The organism is Pseudomonas sp. W17 (genome assembly GCF_040268305.1).
Classification (GTDB): Bacteria; Pseudomonadota; Gammaproteobacteria; order Pseudomonadales; family Pseudomonadaceae; genus Aquipseudomonas; species Aquipseudomonas protegens.
Genome location: NZ_CP158490.1, coordinates 4606366 through 4625097 on the forward strand (window position 1 = coordinate 4606366; position 18732 = coordinate 4625097).

15 protein-coding genes are annotated in these 18732 nt (G+C 56.6%); 2 read left to right on the forward strand and 13 right to left on the reverse strand.

Features of this window, described 5'->3' with window-relative positions; all coding sequences use genetic code 11:
* The first annotated feature begins 126 nt into the window (after positions 1 to 126).
* Positions 127 to 438 (forward strand): hypothetical protein, encoded by a 312-nt coding sequence (locus ABCR88_RS21150; RefSeq protein WP_350403450.1) that lies wholly within the window; start codon positions 127 to 129, stop codon positions 436 to 438.
* 29 nt (positions 439 to 467) lie between these two features.
* Here ABCR88_RS21150 and ABCR88_RS21155 read toward each other — a convergent pair whose 3' ends face one another.
* The 5 genes from ABCR88_RS21155 to ABCR88_RS21175 all read right to left on the reverse strand — a co-directional run bounded on the left by ABCR88_RS21155 (position 468) and on the right by ABCR88_RS21175 (position 3569).
* Positions 468 to 1073 (reverse strand): hypothetical protein, encoded by a 606-nt coding sequence (locus ABCR88_RS21155; RefSeq protein WP_350403452.1) that lies wholly within the window; start codon positions 1071 to 1073, stop codon positions 468 to 470.
* Between the two features lie 54 nt (positions 1074 to 1127).
* Positions 1128 to 1514 (reverse strand): hypothetical protein, encoded by a 387-nt coding sequence (locus ABCR88_RS21160; protein ID WP_350403454.1) that lies wholly within the window; start codon positions 1512 to 1514, stop codon positions 1128 to 1130.
* 4 nt (positions 1515 to 1518) lie between these two features.
* A complete protein-coding gene (locus ABCR88_RS21165; protein ID WP_350403456.1) occupies positions 1519 to 1770 on the reverse strand; it encodes a hypothetical protein in 252 nt (83 codons plus the stop codon).
* Between the two features lie 1185 nt (positions 1771 to 2955).
* Positions 2956 to 3198, reverse strand: a complete 243-nt coding sequence (locus ABCR88_RS21170; protein ID WP_350403458.1) for a hypothetical protein — start codon at positions 3196 to 3198, stop codon at positions 2956 to 2958.
* A 26-nt stretch (positions 3199 to 3224) separates the two neighbouring features.
* Complete coding sequence (locus tag ABCR88_RS21175) at positions 3225 to 3569, reverse strand: hypothetical protein (RefSeq protein ID WP_350403460.1); 345 nt, start codon at positions 3567 to 3569, stop codon at positions 3225 to 3227.
* A gap of 277 nt (positions 3570 to 3846) precedes the next feature.
* Between ABCR88_RS21175 and ABCR88_RS21180 the strand changes: the two genes are divergently transcribed.
* Positions 3847 to 4119: a hypothetical protein gene (locus tag ABCR88_RS21180; protein ID WP_350403462.1), complete on the forward strand. Its 273-nt coding sequence runs from the start codon at positions 3847 to 3849 to the stop codon at positions 4117 to 4119.
* A 185-nt stretch (positions 4120 to 4304) separates the two neighbouring features.
* On the opposite strand, the gene ABCR88_RS21185 is transcribed toward ABCR88_RS21180, so the two are convergent.
* The 8 genes from ABCR88_RS21185 to ABCR88_RS21220 all read right to left on the reverse strand — a co-directional run bounded on the left by ABCR88_RS21185 (position 4305) and on the right by ABCR88_RS21220 (position 18656).
* Positions 4305 to 4745: an RDD family protein gene (locus ABCR88_RS21185; RefSeq protein WP_350403464.1), complete on the reverse strand. Its 441-nt coding sequence runs from the start codon at positions 4743 to 4745 to the stop codon at positions 4305 to 4307.
* 62 nt (positions 4746 to 4807) lie between these two features.
* The gene (locus tag ABCR88_RS21190) at positions 4808 to 5293 is read right to left on the reverse strand and encodes a pentapeptide repeat-containing protein (protein ID WP_350403466.1); all 486 of its coding nucleotides are present in this window, start codon (positions 5291 to 5293) and stop codon (positions 4808 to 4810) included.
* Positions 5293 to 13878 (reverse strand): hemagglutinin repeat-containing protein, encoded by an 8586-nt coding sequence (locus ABCR88_RS21195; protein WP_350403468.1) that lies wholly within the window; start codon positions 13876 to 13878, stop codon positions 5293 to 5295. Before ABCR88_RS21195 ends, ABCR88_RS21190 begins: the two co-directional genes overlap by 1 nt.
* Positions 13879 to 13905: 27 nt before the next feature.
* The gene (locus ABCR88_RS21200) at positions 13906 to 14043 is read right to left on the reverse strand and encodes a hypothetical protein (protein WP_350403470.1); all 138 of its coding nucleotides are present in this window, start codon (positions 14041 to 14043) and stop codon (positions 13906 to 13908) included.
* A 391-nt stretch (positions 14044 to 14434) separates the two neighbouring features.
* Positions 14435 to 14872, reverse strand: a complete 438-nt coding sequence (locus ABCR88_RS21205) for an Lrp/AsnC family transcriptional regulator (RefSeq protein ID WP_210483667.1) — start codon at positions 14870 to 14872, stop codon at positions 14435 to 14437.
* 22 nt (positions 14873 to 14894) lie between these two features.
* On the reverse strand, positions 14895 to 16271 hold the full coding sequence (gene thrC, locus ABCR88_RS21210) for a threonine synthase (protein ID WP_350403472.1): 1377 nt from the start codon (positions 16269 to 16271) through the stop codon (positions 14895 to 14897).
* 16 nt (positions 16272 to 16287) lie between these two features.
* The gene (locus tag ABCR88_RS21215; RefSeq protein WP_011062101.1) at positions 16288 to 17178 is read right to left on the reverse strand and encodes a LysR substrate-binding domain-containing protein; all 891 of its coding nucleotides are present in this window, start codon (positions 17176 to 17178) and stop codon (positions 16288 to 16290) included.
* Between the two features lie 41 nt (positions 17179 to 17219).
* Positions 17220 to 18656 (reverse strand): amino acid permease, encoded by a 1437-nt coding sequence (locus ABCR88_RS21220; RefSeq protein ID WP_350403475.1) that lies wholly within the window; start codon positions 18654 to 18656, stop codon positions 17220 to 17222.
* Between the last annotated feature and the right edge of the window lie 76 nt (positions 18657 to 18732).

Genomic DNA, 18732 nt, shown 5'->3' on the forward strand with positions numbered 1-18732 from the left:
CCAGGTGCGCGGGCATAGAAACATGGCGGGTTGCGCAGGGACACCTTCGGGAGTGCCTGGTCCTGTATCCCTGGTCCGCCAACCTTGTGCAATCCGTCACCCTTCTCTGCTTGGCGGCAGAGGGTGATGGCTCTGATTGATACAGGAGGAAGCCCCATAACGACTCTGAATCGATACATGCCGATTACCGGCCATGACTGCAACATTCCCTCGCTGCTGATCGATACCCAAGCCCCCATTGACGTCCTCCACGATGCAGCCGCGTATCGCATTCGCGCTGTGACTCAACTACTTGAGAACCTCTCGGTTTCTGATGAAGCGGCCGAAGGTGCAGTGGTTTTGCAGGAACTGTCGCTGGTGTGCAGCATTTTGCTGCGAGATGGGTGTGATTTGATGGATCTGGCAGGGCGACTGATGCAAGACCAACTAGCAGCATAAGCCAAAAGAGGCGGTATTAGAGCCTCCCCTTAGCCTTGGTACATAGTAGGGAAATATTCATTTATACGCTCGTTATCCAGCAACCGATCAACTGTAAAGTCCAAGCGATCCGAAACAGCGATGCCTCTTCGCAATGCTTCAGGAAAGTCCTCGACTGAGGCGAAAACTGTCGGGACCAGATATCTAAAATAATCACCCATCTTGGTAGTCCCATCGTACCCTACTGGATAGTCCTCACCCTCATAGCTGCCTTCAATAGCGTGATAGACAAAGAAGCTCTTATTAACAGGTAAATTGGCCTCACTGTAGTTACCCACTTCCGCCAAATCACTCTCAAACTCATCTAAAATAAAACCTTTACACAAGTTACTTCGATGACGACAAGCGGAATACAGGTCCACATCAAAGCTGCAATCTTTCACTATCGGGTAATCATAAAACTCTTTTGACTCCTCCCACATATATTCATTCATTCGATCGAGTAGTGACTCAACCTCGGCAATCCTGAGCAGCTCCCTGGGCAAATCTCCGAAGCAGTTATTCACCATTACTGCAACCCGTCCAAATTTATCCTTTGCAAACCAAGTGAATATTGAACCAAACTCAGGTTGCCAATCAGCGTCTAGAACCGTCATATGTATGCCACCTAGAGATATTTAAAAATCGACACATACGCCCACCAACATCTATTACGAGATAATGAACTTCTTCCACCCTAGCAACGCGCCTTCAAAATCTTCAAGAGTCACATCTAAAAAATACGTTTCATCATACAAGGAATATATTTTCGCCACCTTACCAGCAAGAACTACGCCCCAAGCATCACGACTCCATTCAATCACTTCAATCTGATCCCTGCTTATCTGACGAATCTTGTCCAGTCCTTCATCAAGCCATGGCACAGTTTCCAAATAAGGTTGACCACCATCATCCATTAACAAACAGGCGATTAGATCAACTCCATCTCCATTCAAGACACCTGTGCGACAGCCCGACCAGCGTCTACCATCACTTTCATCCCAATAAAAACCCACCCCTACACCCAACAAGCCTATAAATATTTTCCTGACAGACACACAATTAACGACCCTCCTTAAAACGCTCTGGCAAGTACTCCTGACGGACCATACCCTTCAGCAGTTCCTTAATCTCATCAAAATAGAAAGAGAGCTCATCCTTCGACTCACACACTGTATTTTCCGCAATAGCTGTATCGCTAAAATTTTTAATAACTATGTCTATGCAATCTGCAAACACCATCAACTCACCCTCTGAAACCCTAAGATCATAAAGAGTGACACTTGCTACACACTCTTTCTTTAACATTTCCACAATGCATCTCCTCAAACGCAATCAAAACAATCTAAAATATAACCTTACATTCAAATTCAGTCGCACCAAATTTCTCAAGCAACACACTCAACCTTGAAACATATCAAGTAAAATCAGGAACACAATCTTTTATATAAAGCCTATCTATTGAAATAGACAGTGACATCCAAGCAGTCCAGATCTGTGGCCTCCAAAAACTCTTCAGTCATTTCCATTGAGTCCACCCAGAAAAATTTTATTGGAGCAGTTCCAGCCGAGTAGAATTTAGAGCCATTTACACAAGTGCAACTTCCAATTCATCACCCTCCCTCTTTACTCCCTCTAAACCAAAAACTCATCACCCTCTACATAGTCATAAAGCTGGATCTTCGGAAACTCTGTATCACTGACGAACATAAGCTCATGCCCCTGATGCTGCTGCATAAAAGCCTGGATAATAAACCACGCACGACCGTCATTAAGCCAAGTTCGATGCTTGTCAGAATATACCCCCTGCACAACCAAACGAGAATGTTCTCGCCCCAATTTCTTGCCCAGATTCAAAGAGATCCGACATGATTTACAACATAAGTAATGATATTCGCCCATCCCCGCCCCCAAAAAAATTCAATAGTCACATCAGCATTTTGCCAATCACAACATAGTCTTTCAATTCCCCCCTTGGCCGTACCAATAGACAACGTCCTTCTTCGTTAAACTCCGCCTCATCTGCATCACTGGGAAATTTGGAGTGTAGAGGGTATTCCGTATCTAAAGCTCCATCATACTTCAATGCCCATGACATCCGATCTGACTTAAGCTTTTGTGAAATTGGATATTCATCCGGATCAACATCCCCATAAGACCCTGGTGATACATCCCACAACGGAAAACACTAATAGTCAGCCATCAGTCTAATTATTTTCATTATTATCCCTCACCGGATACGCCCGCCTTCGGGAGCAAAGCCCCATTGAAAACCAAGCATCACTATTTAGCCAAAAACCCTTTAAGCCCAATACAAAATTTATTCAGATCGGATACATCGACAACCGTCTCAAACCCAAAGTAAGTATTTGTCGCTGCCTTTTCGCCCTGACCACAATTAAATAATATACGTATTGAAAACTCTCCATCTGACAAATCGACCGCATCACCACTCAGGGCTGTTATGTGCATATCGTTCTCCAAATTTACATAAGTAAATTACTCAGCCAACTCCCCCGCCACCAGACCTTTAACATGAATATCAAAATAAGATATCAACCTTTCTATATCACGCCTATACAGCCTGCAGAAAAACTCCTCAGATAAAAAACCAGAAAACCCACTATCAAGCGCACAAAATACATTAAAATCAAAAACCCCATCATTTACATAAATATTAATTGGCACAAACTGCAATACCCCTACATCCAACTTAAGACCCACACTTTGCAAATTATTCATTACCACATTTCCTTACCGCCCAAGACTCACTTACACCAGTCATCCCTGAGCCCAGTCAAAATATTTAGAATATTGGAATAGCTCAAAAAAGGTACTGAAAGAGAAAAATTAAAAGACTCACACTCAATATCTATGGGCAGAAAAAAATCAAAACTCTCTCTTCCACCAGAAAAGAAACTCACATTCAAATGGCTTTTAATAGCAAGCACATCATCAAATAAAATCTTACGCACCCCACTCTCATCCACGAATGAAAAACCATCTACAAAAACATCTAAAGTATCAGCCTCAAGTTCAACTGAACATAGAACCTGCTCCCGCCCTACCACTTCATAAAAGCGACCACGCCCCGAAGCCTCTAGCTGCCTCATTCTTTTTTCAAGGGTCCGACGAACTCTCATACTTTAAACCACTTCTCAATACGATTAGAGCTTGCACTTTCCAAAAAACACTCCAAAACTCCCACCCCACCACCAAATATATTACTTCTAAAAAACCAGATCCAACAAATCAAAAATACCACTACCAACAGATTTTAAAGAAGCCGCAAACTCAACATAACTAACACCACCATCCACATTCCGCCCCTTACCCCATCTAATACTTAAATCGTTTCAACCCTAGATCCAACTACAAATAGCCCACTCCATGAACAGATATATGCCGATTACCAGTCACGACTGCAACAATCCCTCGCTGCTGATCGATACCCAAGCCCCCATTGACGTCCTTCACGATGCAGCGGCGTATCGCATTCGCGCCGTGACTCAACTGCTGGAAAACTTCGCGATTTCTGATGACGCGCCCAGAGGTGCAGTTGTTCTGCAGGAACTGTCGCTGGTGTGCAGCATTCTGCTGCGCGATGGGTGTGATTTAATAGATGTGGCGGGGCGACGGATGCAAGGTCAGCTATTAGCATAAACAAAAAGGAGCGGTATTAGAGCCACCCCTTTAGCCTTGTTACATAGTAGTAGACCAGATTATAGTCTCTCGATCGCTCAGCACATTCGGTGTTTTGTCAAACACTCCGCATCGGCAAGACATGTCCAATATTTCTTCAAATATCTCAGCGCCACCTTTACCCCGCTCTTTTCGACTATATTTTTTCACAAATTTGTAACAACAGTTCTAGCCAACATATCGCCAAGTCGTCGACGCAAACCAAATAATACAAATACACCATCCAAAATACTGAATAACGCTTTAGGCAAATTTCTCAAGGCTGATTGAAGAGAGGTACAGGATGGTCCATAAGGAAAGCCAACCACAGTCATCTTGAATAGACGCTTCCCCAGACTTTGCCCATTGGGCAGCGCATCGCAAAACAAAAAGTAGGCGAGAGCAAGCAAAGTCAAGAAATAATCAACCCCCTGAAAAACCGTCAGACCCAGTTCTGAGCTGAAGCGAACAGACAAATGCAGCATGAAGCTTTTCAAAAACAGAATAAAAAATACAACCGCCATATCAACAACGTATCCAGCCAGACGCTTTATAGGGCTTGCCAGATCATAAACACCTATTGAACCGGTTAACTCTACCTGACTCAAAATGTATCTCTCCATCGATAAAATAGGGCTATCGCCGCAAACACTTAACTAAAAACCCAACACTAAGTCTTAACCTTAACTGCACCGTGGAGCTCAGGATAAAACCCTTCTGGCCATAGAGTTTTTTCATCATATTTAGCACCAAACAAATCAGCTTCCTCTATTCGCTTGACGTCAACATTAGCGCCGCACAAGTCAGCACCTCTAAAGTCAGCACCTCCCACATCTGCATTTTTCAAATTAGACATTGAAAGATCACTTCTAGAAAAATCAGCATACGCAGCAATTGAGTCTGAAAGGTCAACACCTCTCATTACTGAGCAGCTAAATGTAGCGTTCATCAATGCCGTCTTACCCATTTTAGCTCCACTCAACGTACAGAAATCAAAAACAGCATTTCTCAAATTCGCACCAGTAAAGTCTGTACCAACGAGGTCTAGACTTTCAAATATTGCACGATGTAAATTTACCCCCCTCAAATCTGAACCAGCAAAGCTATCGAACGCAAACTCTAAACTTTCTCCGGTCTCAAATTTTAAAACGATCATTAATCACCCCAATCTACCGGATCGATTTTCAATTCACCAACCGGCCTTTTTAATTCAACTTTATTTGGAGATAACGCTCCAGGCTTTACGCTAGGCTCTCTACCCAATATCTTTGCCGCTATATATCGATGATTCCCTTCGACAATCACATCTTCATCCATATCAATTGCTGGTGCTATATCGCCCTTCAAAAGTCTATCAACATATCGCTGAATCATGGGAAGTGACACAGCCTTTTGCGTACTAATAGCAGAATCGCCTTGCAATGCTTGTTTAATAATTTCAGGCGTTACATCGGAACCTTTTGAGACTAATGGCTTTAGTAATACCCCAGTTCCTTTTACTGAGCCATCCTCACTATACATCACCCCCGGATTCAGCTTGTGCTCCGGAGTCACATAGGCACCCTCCTTCTGCACTCCATCCAGCTGAGTACCGCCGGTATGCGGCGTTGTAATAACTCCGCCACCCTCAGCGTAGCCCCCGCTGGCGGGGTTCCATCCTGATGTAATAACAATCGGATTAACCAGCTTTCGGTTTTCGTCATCAAGTAGATGAACTGGGAACGGCATGAGGGTGACCATTTCCCAGGCTGCCATCGTAACCTTGAGTTGGTTCTGCATTTGCTCCTTTGTTAAAGCGAAATCTTGGCTTACAGCTTTAATCATCGAATTAGCAGAGTTACGCATCCGCTCTTGACTTTCAGGTGTCAAAGTAGGATAGACCAGAGCCGCAGCAAGTGCTGCCATTACTCCAACATAGGCTACCCCTTGTACATAATTCTGCGCCGTTGTAGGAGAACCTCTCAGAGTGGAAATCATTGCTGTCAGTTCAACTGACTTCTCAGGGCTCTGACGGGCAATTTCCTGCATTCGAGCGACGAGAAGCTTTTCCCCATCGGAATTTAAGTCTCCCAACTGCTCCCTCAGGCGAAACTCAATAGCCTCCGCACGTCTGTTCTCATCCTTACTGAAGGCTTTTAGATAGTTTTCGGTTTCTACCAGGACTCTATTAATGTCTTCGGATGTACCCTGAAGATTGTCTGGCGACGCGATTAGAACGCCCATGCTGGCCAAGAGAAGGGTCAGCTTTACCATCGTCTCCCGGCTTTTTTCCCCATACAACTCAACACTCTTCTTCCACTGCTCATACGCCTTCTTCGGGCTCGCCACCGCCCCAAGGGAAGAACTGCTCGCATACAGATCTGTACGCGACTCTTCATCCTTGGTGATCTCATACGCCTTATTCACATCCCGGTTCAGCCCGGCCGTTGAATCGGCTCCGGTCTCGGCATCCTTGCGCACCACGATCTCGCCCGCCCCGACGGTGGCGCGCACGATCTGCTCGCGGTCCTTCTGGTAGTCCCAGCCGCTGACGCTCCAGCCTGTTTCACCCTCCTTGCCTTTACCCACCTGGCTGCTGTCTTGTGTGGTGCCACTACCGGAGCTGTAGGTGCCGCCCACGTTCAGGTAATAACCGTGCTCCTTGTCCTTGCCGGCAATATCGCTGAAGCCCAGGGTGCCGGTGTCCAGCTTGAGGTTGCCGTTGTCGGCGGCGATCAGCGCGCCGTCGATCTGGGTGTGGTTTTCGGTGCGGATATCGACCTTGTTCTTGCCAGTGATGCGGGTTTGCTCTTCAACCCAGTCGGTCTTGCCAGTGGTCTGGCCGTAACCCACCGAGCCACTGAGCCCCGGAGCAGGACCAAAGGTGGCGGTGACGCTGATGTCGAATTCCTTGCCCTTGACCTTGCCGGTATCGGCGACCGAAGCGACGTTCAGGTCCCCCCCGACACGCCCGATGACCTCATCGCCACGCAGGTTGGCACCAGAAATGTTGGTGTCCTTGCCACTGGTGAAGCCCAGCCGGTCCCCGGCATAGAGATAAGCCTCTTGCTGGCGCTCGCCTTCACGCTCCAGATTGCCTTTGCCCATGCTGACGCTGGCGTAGACGCCCACGCCTTCCGAGCCGAAGGTGAAGCCGACTTCCCCACCACCACTGTTGCGGTTGTTCTCGCTGCTGTGGTCGTTCTGCGCGGCGCGGATGTTCAGGTCGTTGCCGGCATCCAGGTCGATGTTGCGTCCGGCCTGGGCCTGGGTGCCGATCAGGTTCAGGTCGTTGTTGGCCTTGAGGTTGATGTCGCGCCCGGCATCCAGTTGGGTGGGAGTGGAGGAACCTTGGCTGCTCTCGGTGCTGGCGGTGCCGAAGCTGCCGCCGACGCCGATCTTGAAGCCGCCGCTGGTGCCGCCGTGGATGCCGCCCCACATCTCGGTGTTGCGGGTTTCCTCGCTGATGCTGCCTTTGGCCACATCCAGGGTGACGTCGCGCCCTTTGATGTTGATGTCGCGTCCAGCACCCAACTGGCTGCCCTTGACGGTCACGTCGTTGTTGGCCGTGAGGTTCAGGTCGTTACCGGCCTGCAGGGTTGAAGAGCGGTTGCCCTGCTCGATGATCTCCTGGCGGCTGCTTTGCTTGCTGTTGCCAAGCTTGACATCGGCGGTCGGCCCGGCGAGGAACTGGCTGACCGAGTCGACGGCCTTGAGGGTGCTGGAGGCTTTGCTGGTGTTGTTTTCACCGTCGCCGGCACCATTGACCGCCTCCTTGGTCTTGCCATAGTTGTGGTTAATGGTGACACCCAGGCCATTGCGCTCGCTTTCACGCTGCTGCTCGGTCACCCGCACTTCCCGGGCGGCGTCGATCTTGATATCGCGACCGGCCACCAGGTTGATGTCGTGATCGGCCCGAAGATCGGAACCCACCTGATTGATGTCGCGCTTGGCGTTGACCGACAGGTCTGCACCAGCGCTGATCTGGCTGGCGGCGGCGGTCTGGGTTTCGACGCGATTCTTTTCCTTGTTGCGCTCGGCACCGGCGAAGAGGCTGACACCGTTGTCGTCGCTGCTGACGCCCACGCCGACTTGCTTGCTCTTCTTCCAGTCCTGCTCCGCCGAGCTGTTCTGTGCCGCCAGCACATTCACATCGCGTCCGGCGTCGAGGCTGACATTGCGCCCGGCGCTGATGCCGCTGCCCACCACATTGATGTCACGCTCGGCCTTCAGGCTCGCATCGCGCTCGGCCAGCACCTGGCTGCCCACGCTGGTGCTGCTTTGCGCCTGGCGCCCGGACTCCTTGGCCGAAGCAAAGGAGACGCTGGCCCCGGAGGAGGAAAGCCCGACCTTTTTCTTGTACTGCTCGCTGCGGCTGTAGGCCGTGTCATTGGCCGAAACCAGATTGATGTCACCGCTGTCCTTGACCAACCCGGCGCGCAGTTCCACATCGTTGCCGGCCGTGGCTTCACTGGCTCGCAGGCGGATATCGTTGCCTGCTGCCACCACCACATCGTTGCCGGCACTCAGCTCGCTGCCGACCTGGGTCGCGGTGGTTTGCAACTGGCTCTTGCCGCTTTTCGACAGGCCAAGGAAACCGGACTTGGTCTTCTTGCTGTAGGAGCCGTGCTCCTCGACACCGGAGAGGATCGCCACATCACCGGTGGCACCGACCATCAGGTCTGCGCCGGCCTTAAGCTGGCTACCGATCAGCGTGACATCGCGGCCACCGTTGATGCTCATGCCGCCATCGGCTTTCTTGCTGGTGTTGAGGGTCAGGTCTTTCCCGGCCTCGACCACAGAGGCGATGTTGGTGCTGTGGTAGCTCTCCTGCTGCTTGCTGCTGCTACGCCCGAAGGAGCCTTTGCTCTTCTTCGAGTAGAAAGAGGCGCTCTCGTCCTTGGCGGACAGCAGGCTAAGGTCGCGAGTGGCATCCAACGCGACGTTTTGCTCGCCCTTCACCTGGCTGGCCACCAAGGTCAGGTCCTGACCCGCCTTGATCGACAGATCGCCGCCAGCGGTCACCGAAGACGCCTGCTGACGTACCTGATCGTTACTGCTGGTGACCTTCTTGCTCTTCGACGCGCGGTGGCTCTCATTGGCCGCAGCTTCGATGGATACGTCACGCGCCGCTGCCAATGCCAGGTTGCCCTGGGCAGCGACCTTGCTGGCCACCATCTGCAGATCCTGGCCGGCCGTGGCGGAAAGATTGCCACCGACCTGCACTTCACTGCCGTACTGGGTGGTCTGGCTCTGGCTCCAGTTGGTCTTCTTGTGGCGTCCGCTGCTGCTGTTCACTTGCTCGGTGGCCACCAGCGCCAGATCACGCCCCGCCTTGAGACGCGCATCCCCCCAGGCCTGGAGCACGCTGCCGCTGTTACGGATATCCCGTCCGGCGTCGATATTCAGGCTGTTGTCCGCCTCGACCCGAGCCGCGTTGTTGAGGTAGTCGTTGTGCTGGGCCCCGCCGCCATAACGGGTGTCCTGGCTGACTTTCGAGCGTTCGTTGATGACGTCGCCCTGGGTCGCTACCAGGCTGACGTCCTGGCCTTTGAGAATCCCGCCCCGGGCATTGCGGATGCTTTGGGTGGCCAGCAGCGATAGGCGTTCGTTAGCGTCCATCAGGCCGCTGTTGTCGATGTTCTGGGCGCTGGCTTGCAGTTGTGCACTGGCGCGAAGGGTGCCCTGGTTGGCCAGGGCGCCGCCGGAGATCAGGTTCACGTCGCGCCCCTGAATCAGTGCTCCGTTGGGCGCCAGGCGGTTGTTGGCCTGGGCCATGTACAGCACCGGTACCAGGACCTTCTCGCCGTTGACCTCCTGTTCCTGCATCCAGACGATGTCGTGGGTCAGGGCCGCGACCTGGGCTGAGGTCAGGGCTATACCGGGTGACAGATTAAGGGCGGTCTTGCTGGCGATCGCGTTGTCCATCAGGTAGCGGAACATCGCTTCGTCGCTGTCCAGCCCGGCAATAAAACGCTGGCCGGTGCGGGCAATCACCGCTTCGCGGATCAGCCGTTGCTCATAGAGCCCGTCGCCCAGGCGGCGCTGGGCCTGGTCGCTGTTGAAGCCAATTCGGTTGAGCAGGTAGTCAGAACTGATGAACTGCTTGAGGTTGGCGAACGCCGGGTTGGTTTCGATCAGGTATTTGTGTTGCGGGTTGCGGCTGACCTTGAACAAGTCGCTGTCGCCTTGCGGCAAGCTGAAACTGGGCAAGGCCAGAGGGTTGACCGCTTGTTGCTGCAGGTCCGGAGCGGCTTGCAGGTTCAACTGCGGCAGGGCCTGGGTGCTGCTATCCACAGCTGTCATACCGACCCGGCTGGCACTGGCGGCCACGGCTTCACCCGGACGAATCACGCTGTTTTCCAGCAGTTGGGTGCCGGTGATGTCCACCTTGCCGGCGCCCTGGATGACTGCCGCGGCGATTTCGCCACTGCCGGTGGTCTCGACCTTGCTGAAGCCGCTCAGGCTGCCGAGCGCAATCGCTCCCAGCGGCATCGCCGTAGGGTTGTAACTGGCAGAGTTGGGGTCGTTGTAGGCGTTGTAGCGCCCAATGTTGTTGACGAAGGTGTAGTAGGCGCCTTCGTCCTTGGTGTAGATCGAGTAAGCGTAATTGCGGATCTCGCCCCCACCGGCACCGATGTTCTTCAGGCTGTTGCTTTGCAAGCTGATATCGCCGGCGGCGGAAACGGTACTGAACTGGTTCTCGAAGCTGTCGCCCTTGAAGGTCAGCTTGGCACCGGAAATCAGGTTGCCGCGCGATGAGTCTTCGGTGATCTTCGTGCCATAGACCTCGGTCACCGAGTAGTAAGCCTCGCAGTGCTTGCCCTTGCAGTTGTCGGTGAAGCCCAGGTTGATACGCCCGGAGGTCAGGGCCGGAAGAAAGGCGAACTTTTCCTTGCGGTTGATAAGACGGTTGGCCAGCAACTGCATGCCATGAGCGCTTTCGAGGGTGCCGGAAATGTTTTCGATCAGGCTGGCAGGCTGCTGCCCAGGTGCGTTGACGTCCAGACGGCCGAGGCTATAGATGTCGCCCTTATCGTTGGTCAGGCTGCTGGTTTCCAGCTGCATATCGGCGCCGCTGAAGATCAGCCCGCCCTGGTTGACCAGGGTCGGGGTTTCAATATGCAGGGCATTCCCCGCCCCCAGAGTGCCCAGGTTGGTCAGGCTGTCGACCTTGAGTTGCAGGTCTCCGGCAGCCGTGAGCGTGCCGAGGTTCTGCAGGTGACTGCCCAAGGTGAAATCGGCCACACCGCCACTGCGCACCTCGGCCTTCTGGCCAAGATCGGCGCGGGCGGCGGCAAAGGTCATGCGACCCTGGCTCTTGAGAATGCCGTTGCCTTGGTAGGAGCCACTGAGCATCAGCTTCAGGTCGCCGTCGGTTTCCAGGCCGCCGTCGTTGATCCAGTGGTTACCACTGGCTTCGACGCCCTCCACTGAAATCAGCTTGCCAGTGCGGGTCTGGGTGAAGGTCCCGACCTTCAAGCCGATCTTTTGTGCCTGGATCTGACTGGTATTGCTCCAGTCCGCCAGGTCCAGATCCAGCCGACTGTTGGTGATGAAACTGCCGCCGGCATTGCCGGTGTGCGCCAGGGACAACGCGAAGCCTTGTTGCCCCAAGTGGCGCACCACCCCTTGCTGGTTACTCAAGCCACCGCTGCTCAGCAGCAAGCGCTGGTTGCCGATCTCCACCAGGCCCTGGTCGTTATCGAAACGACCACCGATGCTGAAGCGGCTCTCGCCCTGCTCGCCCAAGGCCCGCAAACGGCCCTTGGCATTGCTCACCGAACCGGCTTCCACCGCGAGGCTTTCCCGGGACTCGATCAGCCCTGCGTCGTTGTCCAGCTTGCCGGAAAGTGCCAGCCCGATGCTTTCGGCGCTGAGGCTGCCCTTCTGGTTCTGCAGACTGTCGATGGAGAGTTGCAGGTGCTTCTGGCTGGCAATCTCGCCCTCGTTGTTGCGGACCTCGCCGCCCTTGAGTTGCAAATCGCCTGCGGTGGACAGTACATGCCCCTGATCATTGATCAGACGGGAGCTGCTGCTGATCTCGACTGCCGCCCCGCGGGCCTGCCCCTGAGAGTTGTCGAAGGTCGTGCTCTTGACTTCAAGCTTGCCAGTCTGGGCGTTCAGTCGTCCTTGCTGGTTGCGCAGTTCATCGGCTTCCAGGCTCAGTTTGCCGGCACCCGTGAGGATCTTGCCGCCGCCGTTGTCGAGGACCTGCTTGACCCTGGCCTTGAGCTCGCCCTGGTTGGCTTGCAGGGTGCCCTGGCGGTTATCCAGGCTGCCGGCATTCAGGGTCAAGTCTGCGCTTTTGCTGAGGATCAGGCCCTGATCGCGGTTGTCCAGGCTGTCGAACGCCACCTTGAGTGACTGCTCGGCGGCCAGGGTCCCGCCACGATTATCCAGACTCTCACCCTCAACCTTCAGGGCTTGCTGGCCAATCAACTGACCGCCACGGTTATCGACACGACCGGCCTTGAGGCTCAGCTCGCCCGCTGCCACCAGTTCCGCGCCCTGGTTATCCAGGCGCTCAAGATCAGTCGTGAGACTGCCCCGGGCGTTGATACTGCCCGTGTTGGTCAGACTGCCACCCTGAAGCTGCAGATGGCTGGTGGGGTTGATGGTCTCGATACCCTCTTGCCGCTGAAGCCCCGCATTGAGCTGACCGCGACTGACCACCTGCTGGCCTTCGAGGTGCAGGTTGCCGCCCGCGGTCAGTTTTTTGTCCACTGTCAGTTTTTCAGCGGCAACCACTTTGGCGTTCCGGTCCGCATACACCGACTCGGTCAATTGCACCGCTTGCGCCTTGAGTTGCACGTCGCCCTGGGCTTGAGCACGAGCCAGGGTCAGCTTGCCGTTGGCATCGATTTGCAAGTCACCACCGCTGGTGGCCATATCCCCTGCCAGCTTCACTCCTACACCGGCTTCAGTACCTACCAACTTGATGGCCCCGGCGTACATGCCGCCCAGGGCTGATGAGTCGATGGCCAGTTGCGGCGCATCCACCGGGTTGGCAGCCCGGGCTGTGGCATTGAGGGTCTTGGCATCGACATCGTTGGCCCCGGCGATCACCGCCAGGTGCTTGGCCTGGATCTCGGCGTTGATTTTCGCGCTGCGGGGGATGATTTCGAACTGGTCGATATTGCCGGCGTTGAGGCCCGCGCCTTCAATGGCCACGCTGCCCTGGTCCACCTGATAACGCTGGATCTGGCCGTTCTCGATCACCGGCTTGCCGGTGGTCAGGGTGGCTTTCGGGGTGTTGATGAAGCCGCAGCCGTTGCAGCTCACGCCGTAGGGGTTGGCAACGATGACATGGGCCGATTGCCCGGCCACTTCGGTGTAGCCCTTGAGCTGGCTGGGGCTGCCGCCGTTGACTTCGTTGAGGATCACATTGGCCGCGCGGCCACCCAGGTTGGGGTTACCGATAATGTAGCCACCCAACTGGGTGCTCTGCAGCTTTTGCGTGGCGTTGTTGAGGATCACCCCCTGCTGGCCGACGTTGTAGTCGCTGAACTTGTTATGGGACAGCCCGCCGCCATTGGGCGTGGCAATGTTGACGATGGGCACGCCATTAGCCGCTTGCCCGAGGCTGGTGCCGCTGCCATTGACCACAATGCCGTCGGCCATCACCACCAGCGGCTGCCAGAACATCACGTTGGCCAGGATGAACGCCAGTCCGCGTTTCGGCAGGCCCAAAAAGGACTCACGGGATTGCAGGGCAGCCGAAGGCTGGCGGGCCAGAAAGGCAAACTGACGAACGTCCATGTCGAATATCTCAGGCAAAAAGCGGAATTAGAGGATCAGGTCCTGGTCGCCGGGGTTGAAGGTCGGTGCGGGCAAGGGAGCGGCAATCGCCGTGTGCACGGGGCCGGCCAGCAGCAGGCAAGACAAGGCACAGCACAACCTCATCCCGAGGGCGGAGATAGGCATATTCGGTCCTTCGAAAGGGCAGCAAGGGTCAAGACAGGGCGGCGATATTAATGTGCCACTATCCTGGCGTCAAACAAGCGCCGAGCACCCCAGCAAACGGCGTATACCCCCGGAATACGGGCCTTGCAGTGGGTGCCGATACTGGATTAACCCCAATAACCGACACATCAGACACTTCTGAATTTTCAGGAAAGGTTTCTTGGTAGCGGACTGTTGATCCGCCAGAGGCGTTTCTTCGAGCCATCGGCTACCCGCGCAGATTTCCACCGAAGCCATTTCAAGGCGTACCGCCCAACACCTGTTCATGAGGCATGAACGGGCACAGTCTGCGGCACCGAAAAAGCAAAAAAAGCCAACACTGGTTGGCTTTTTTCAAGCAGCCGGGCGCGTCCTAGCTTACCGACGACAAGACAAAGGACGTCACGGTGTTTTCCACCCCGGGCAAGGCGGCGATGTCATTCCACACCCGGTGCACCCGCTCGACGCTGGCGGCGCTGACCCGCACCAGCACGTCGAACTCGCCACTGAGCACTTCGCACTGGACGATCTCCGGCATCGCGCGCAGCGCCTGCAACACCTCGGCACCACGCATGCGGTCGTAGCGGTAGACGAAGATCAGCGCATTGATCCGGGTGTCCGCCCCGCGCCCTTCGCCCACGCGAATGGTGTAGCCCTGGATCGCTCCGTCGCGCTCCAGGCGTTCGATGCGCTGGCGCACCGCGTTGCGCGACAGGTTGACCTTGGCCGCCAGCTCGGCATGAGCCGCCCGGGCATTGCGGGTCAGCTCGGCGATGATGCGTTCGTCCAGTGGATCCAGGATCCGCTTCATGAGGCCTCCTTCGCGGTGCCCATCACAGTGCCTTCAGGCAGTGCAGTACGGCGGCAAAATCATCCGCCGCCAGTGCCTGCCACTGCGCCGTGGAAGGCGCCGCGACTGGCTGTGGTGCCAGCCCGGGAATACCCAGCGAGCCCAGCAACCGAGCCGACTTGGCCGGCGCGATCTCCCCCAGGGTGACCATGGGCGCCACCAGGCTGCGGCGGTACAGGCGCGCCGCCAGGACACCGATGGCGGCATGGGGGTCGATGATGTAGCCGGTGTCCCGATAGAGGCTGCTGATCTCCTTGCCGGTCTCTTCATCGCTCACCGAGTAGGAGTCGATGATCATCCGCGCCTGCAGCCAGAACTCGTTGCCCAGGGTCATCTCGCCACTGCCTTCAAAGCGCTGCATCAGGCCCGCCACCGCCTGCGGGTCCTGGCCATAGAGCTCCCAGACAAAGCGCTCCAGGTTGGCGAACAGTGACAGGTCCATGGCCGGCGACAGGCTCTGGCTGGCCTCGGCGCGGCAATAGCGGTTCTTCAGGAACAGCTGGTGCAGGGCGTCGTTGCGGTTGGTGGCGACAATCATCTGGGTGATGGGCAGGCCCATCTTCTGCACGATATAGCCGGCATAGACCTCGGCGAAGCTCGCTGCCGGCACGCTGAAGCCGATGGGCCGCTGGCCGCCCCCCAGTTGCAGCACGGCATGGAAATACAGCACCAGTTGGGCCATGACCCCGACCCAATTGCTGGAGTTGAAGCCGATTACCTCGCGCTCGGCCAGGGGCCATTGGCGCAGCAGGCGGGCCACCAGGGTCTGGCAGTCGTCGAAGCTGCCCTGCACGGCAAAGCGCCACAGCCCGGGGTTGTGTGCCGCCTGCAACTGCTGCCCTTGCTGCTCGGGCACGCCGTGCTGCGGATAGAACACCAGCACCTGGGTCTGCGGGCAGTCCTTGAAGGCGTCAATCGCCGCCAGGGCAGTGTCGCCGTTGCTGGCGCCCACCAGCACCCCGCGACGTTGCCGGCGCTGGAGAAAATAGTTCACCAGCTGGGCCTGCAGCCGCGCGGCAAAATCCTTGGCCGAACCGGTCGGCCCATGGAACAGCTCCAGCAGCCATTCGTTGCGATCGATCTGCCGCAGGGGCGCCACCGCACGATGGCCAAAACCGCTGTAGGCCCTGTGCAGTAACGCCTTGAAGTCGGCCTCGGGCAGGCTGTCGCCGACAAAGGGGCTGAGCACCCGGAAGGCCAGTTCGGGGTAATCCAGGGTCGACCAATTGGCGATCTCCTGGGGGCTGAAGCGTGGCAGCTCGGCCGGCACGTACAGCCCGCCATCGGCGGCTACGCCGGATAACACCACGCTTTCGAAATCCACCTGCTCGGCGGTACTGCGGGTACTCACATAACGCATGTTTGGCTCCGGCCAGTCATTTATGGCGATGGGCCTGTTCCACCAGCCAGGTGGAAAATTCCAGCGCATCGGGGTGTGGATCGGCCCCGGCGCCACGCACCAGGTAAAAGGATTCGCTGGCTTCGATGCGCTGACTGAAAGGCTCCAGTAAACGCCCGTCGGCGAGCATCTGGTCGACCATGGAGGAACGGGCCAGGGCCACGCCCAGGCCCAGTTCGGCCATGCGCAAGGTGGAAATCAGGGTGTCGAACTGCATCCCCCGGGACGAATCCACCTGCTCGGCGCCGGCCCGCTGCAGCCAGTAGCCCCAGCCCTCTTCGTAGCCCAGCACATGCAGCAGCGGGTGCCGGGCCAGGTCCGCCGGCACCTCTAGCGGCGCCTTGTCCAGCAAGGCCGGGGCGCACACCGGGAACAGCGTGTCCCAGGTCAGGCGCTGGGCCACCAGCCCCGGCCAGTGGCCGTGGCCCCAACGAATTTCCAGGTCGTCTTCGCCGTCCAGTTCCTTGACCCAGATATTGCTGATGTAGCGGATATCCACCAGCGGGTGCCTGTGCTGAAAATCCGCCAGCTTGGGCGCCAGCCAGTGGACGAAAAACGCCAGGCTGCCGCGCACCTTGATCGGCCGGCGCTTGTGCTGGCCGAAAATTTCGTTGGTGCCCACCGCCAACCGGGTGATCGCGTCCTGCACCACCGGCAGGTAGGAACGCCCCTCCTCGGTCAGGTCCAGGCCCCGGGGCAGGCGCTTGAACAGCGCCACCCCGAGGTGGCTTTCCAGTTGGCGGATCTGCTGGCTCACCGCGCCCTGAGTGAGGAACAGCTCCTCGGCGGCGTGGGTGAAGTTAAGGCAACGGGCGGACACTTCGAAGGCGCGCAGCCAGTTCAGCGGGGGCAAGCTTTTCTGCTTCATGGCCTGGCTCTCATGGACACCCTGGGCGCCGGGCGCACCCGTCAACCCTGCAGGGCATCGGAGGGCCGAGCCAGGGCTGCCAGGGACAGGCGCCGCTGGCGGCTACTGCGGGTAATGTAATACACCAGGTAGCACCAGGCGATGAAGGGCAGGCCGAAGTACAGGGCCACGCGCTGCTCGGGGTCGAAACCGATGCCGACACAGGCCAGGGCGCAGCACAACAGCGCCCCCAGCGGCACCCAGGGGTAGCCACGAACACGGAATTTCAAGTCGCGCACGTCACCGCCGTTGGCCACGAAGTGCCGGCGAAAGGCGATCTGGCTGGCGGCGATGCTCATCCACACCACCACCACCGCCAGCCCGGAAATCGACACCAGGGCCAGGTAGATGGTGTCCGGGGCGAACACGCTGCTGAGCAGCGAGGCGGCGCCACCGGCCATGCTCACGATGATCGCGTTGAGCGGCGTGCCCATGCGGGTCAGGGCCGAGAACTGCTTGGGCAGATGCCCCTGGTCGCTCAGGGTCCAGAGCATCCGCGAGGCGGCGTACAGCCCGGAGTTGGCGGCGGACAGCAACGCGCTGATGATCACGAAGTTCATGATGTCGGCCGAGTACGGAATGCCGATGTAGGTGAACACCGTGACGAACGGGCTTTCCACCAGGCCGGCCTGCTCCCGGGGCAACAGGGTGGCGAGGACGAAGATGGTGCCGACGAAGAAAATCGCCAGGCGCAGCACCGTGGTGCGGATCGCCCGTGGCACATTGCGTTGCGGGTCACGGGTTTCGCCAGCGGCGATGCCGATCAGTTCGGTGCCGGAGAAAGCGAAGGCCACCGCCAGTAGGGTCATGGCGATCGGCATGAAGCCGGTGGGGAATAGCCCCTCACGGGTGAAGTTGCTCAGGCCGATGCTGTGGGCCTGGTCGATGTGCAGAAGACCGAGAATCGCCCCGCCGCCCACCGCCAGGAATGCCAGCACGGTGATCACCTTGACCAGCGACAGCCAGAACTCGGTTTCCGCAAACAGCCGTACCGACACCACGTTGGACAGGAATACCACCATGGCGAACAGCGCGCTCCAGATCCACACCGGGATCTCGGGGAACCAGCGGGCCATGAGGATGCCGGCGGCGGTGAATTCCGAGCCGATGGCCACGGTCCAGGTCAGCCAGTACAGCCAGGCCACGGTGTAGCCGGTGCCGGGGCCGAGAAAGCGCGTGGCGTAGGTGCTGAAGGAGCCGGTCTCGGGCATCTGCACCGCCAGCTCGCCGAGGCACATCATCACCAGGTACACCATCAGCGCGCCGATGATGTAGGCGATCACCGCGCCCAGCGGGCCGGCCTGGTTCACCGTGTAGCCGGACGTGAGGAACAGCCCGGTGCCGATCACCCCGCCCAGGGCGAGCATGACAATGTGCCGGGTCTGCATTTCTTGCTTGAAGCCGCCGCGCAAGTCGGTCTGTTGTTCTTGTAGGGACATGATGGTTCTCATGAAAGTTGTCAGGGCAAGTCTCAATTTCTGCGACTGTGGAAATGGGCAGAAAACAAATCGGATG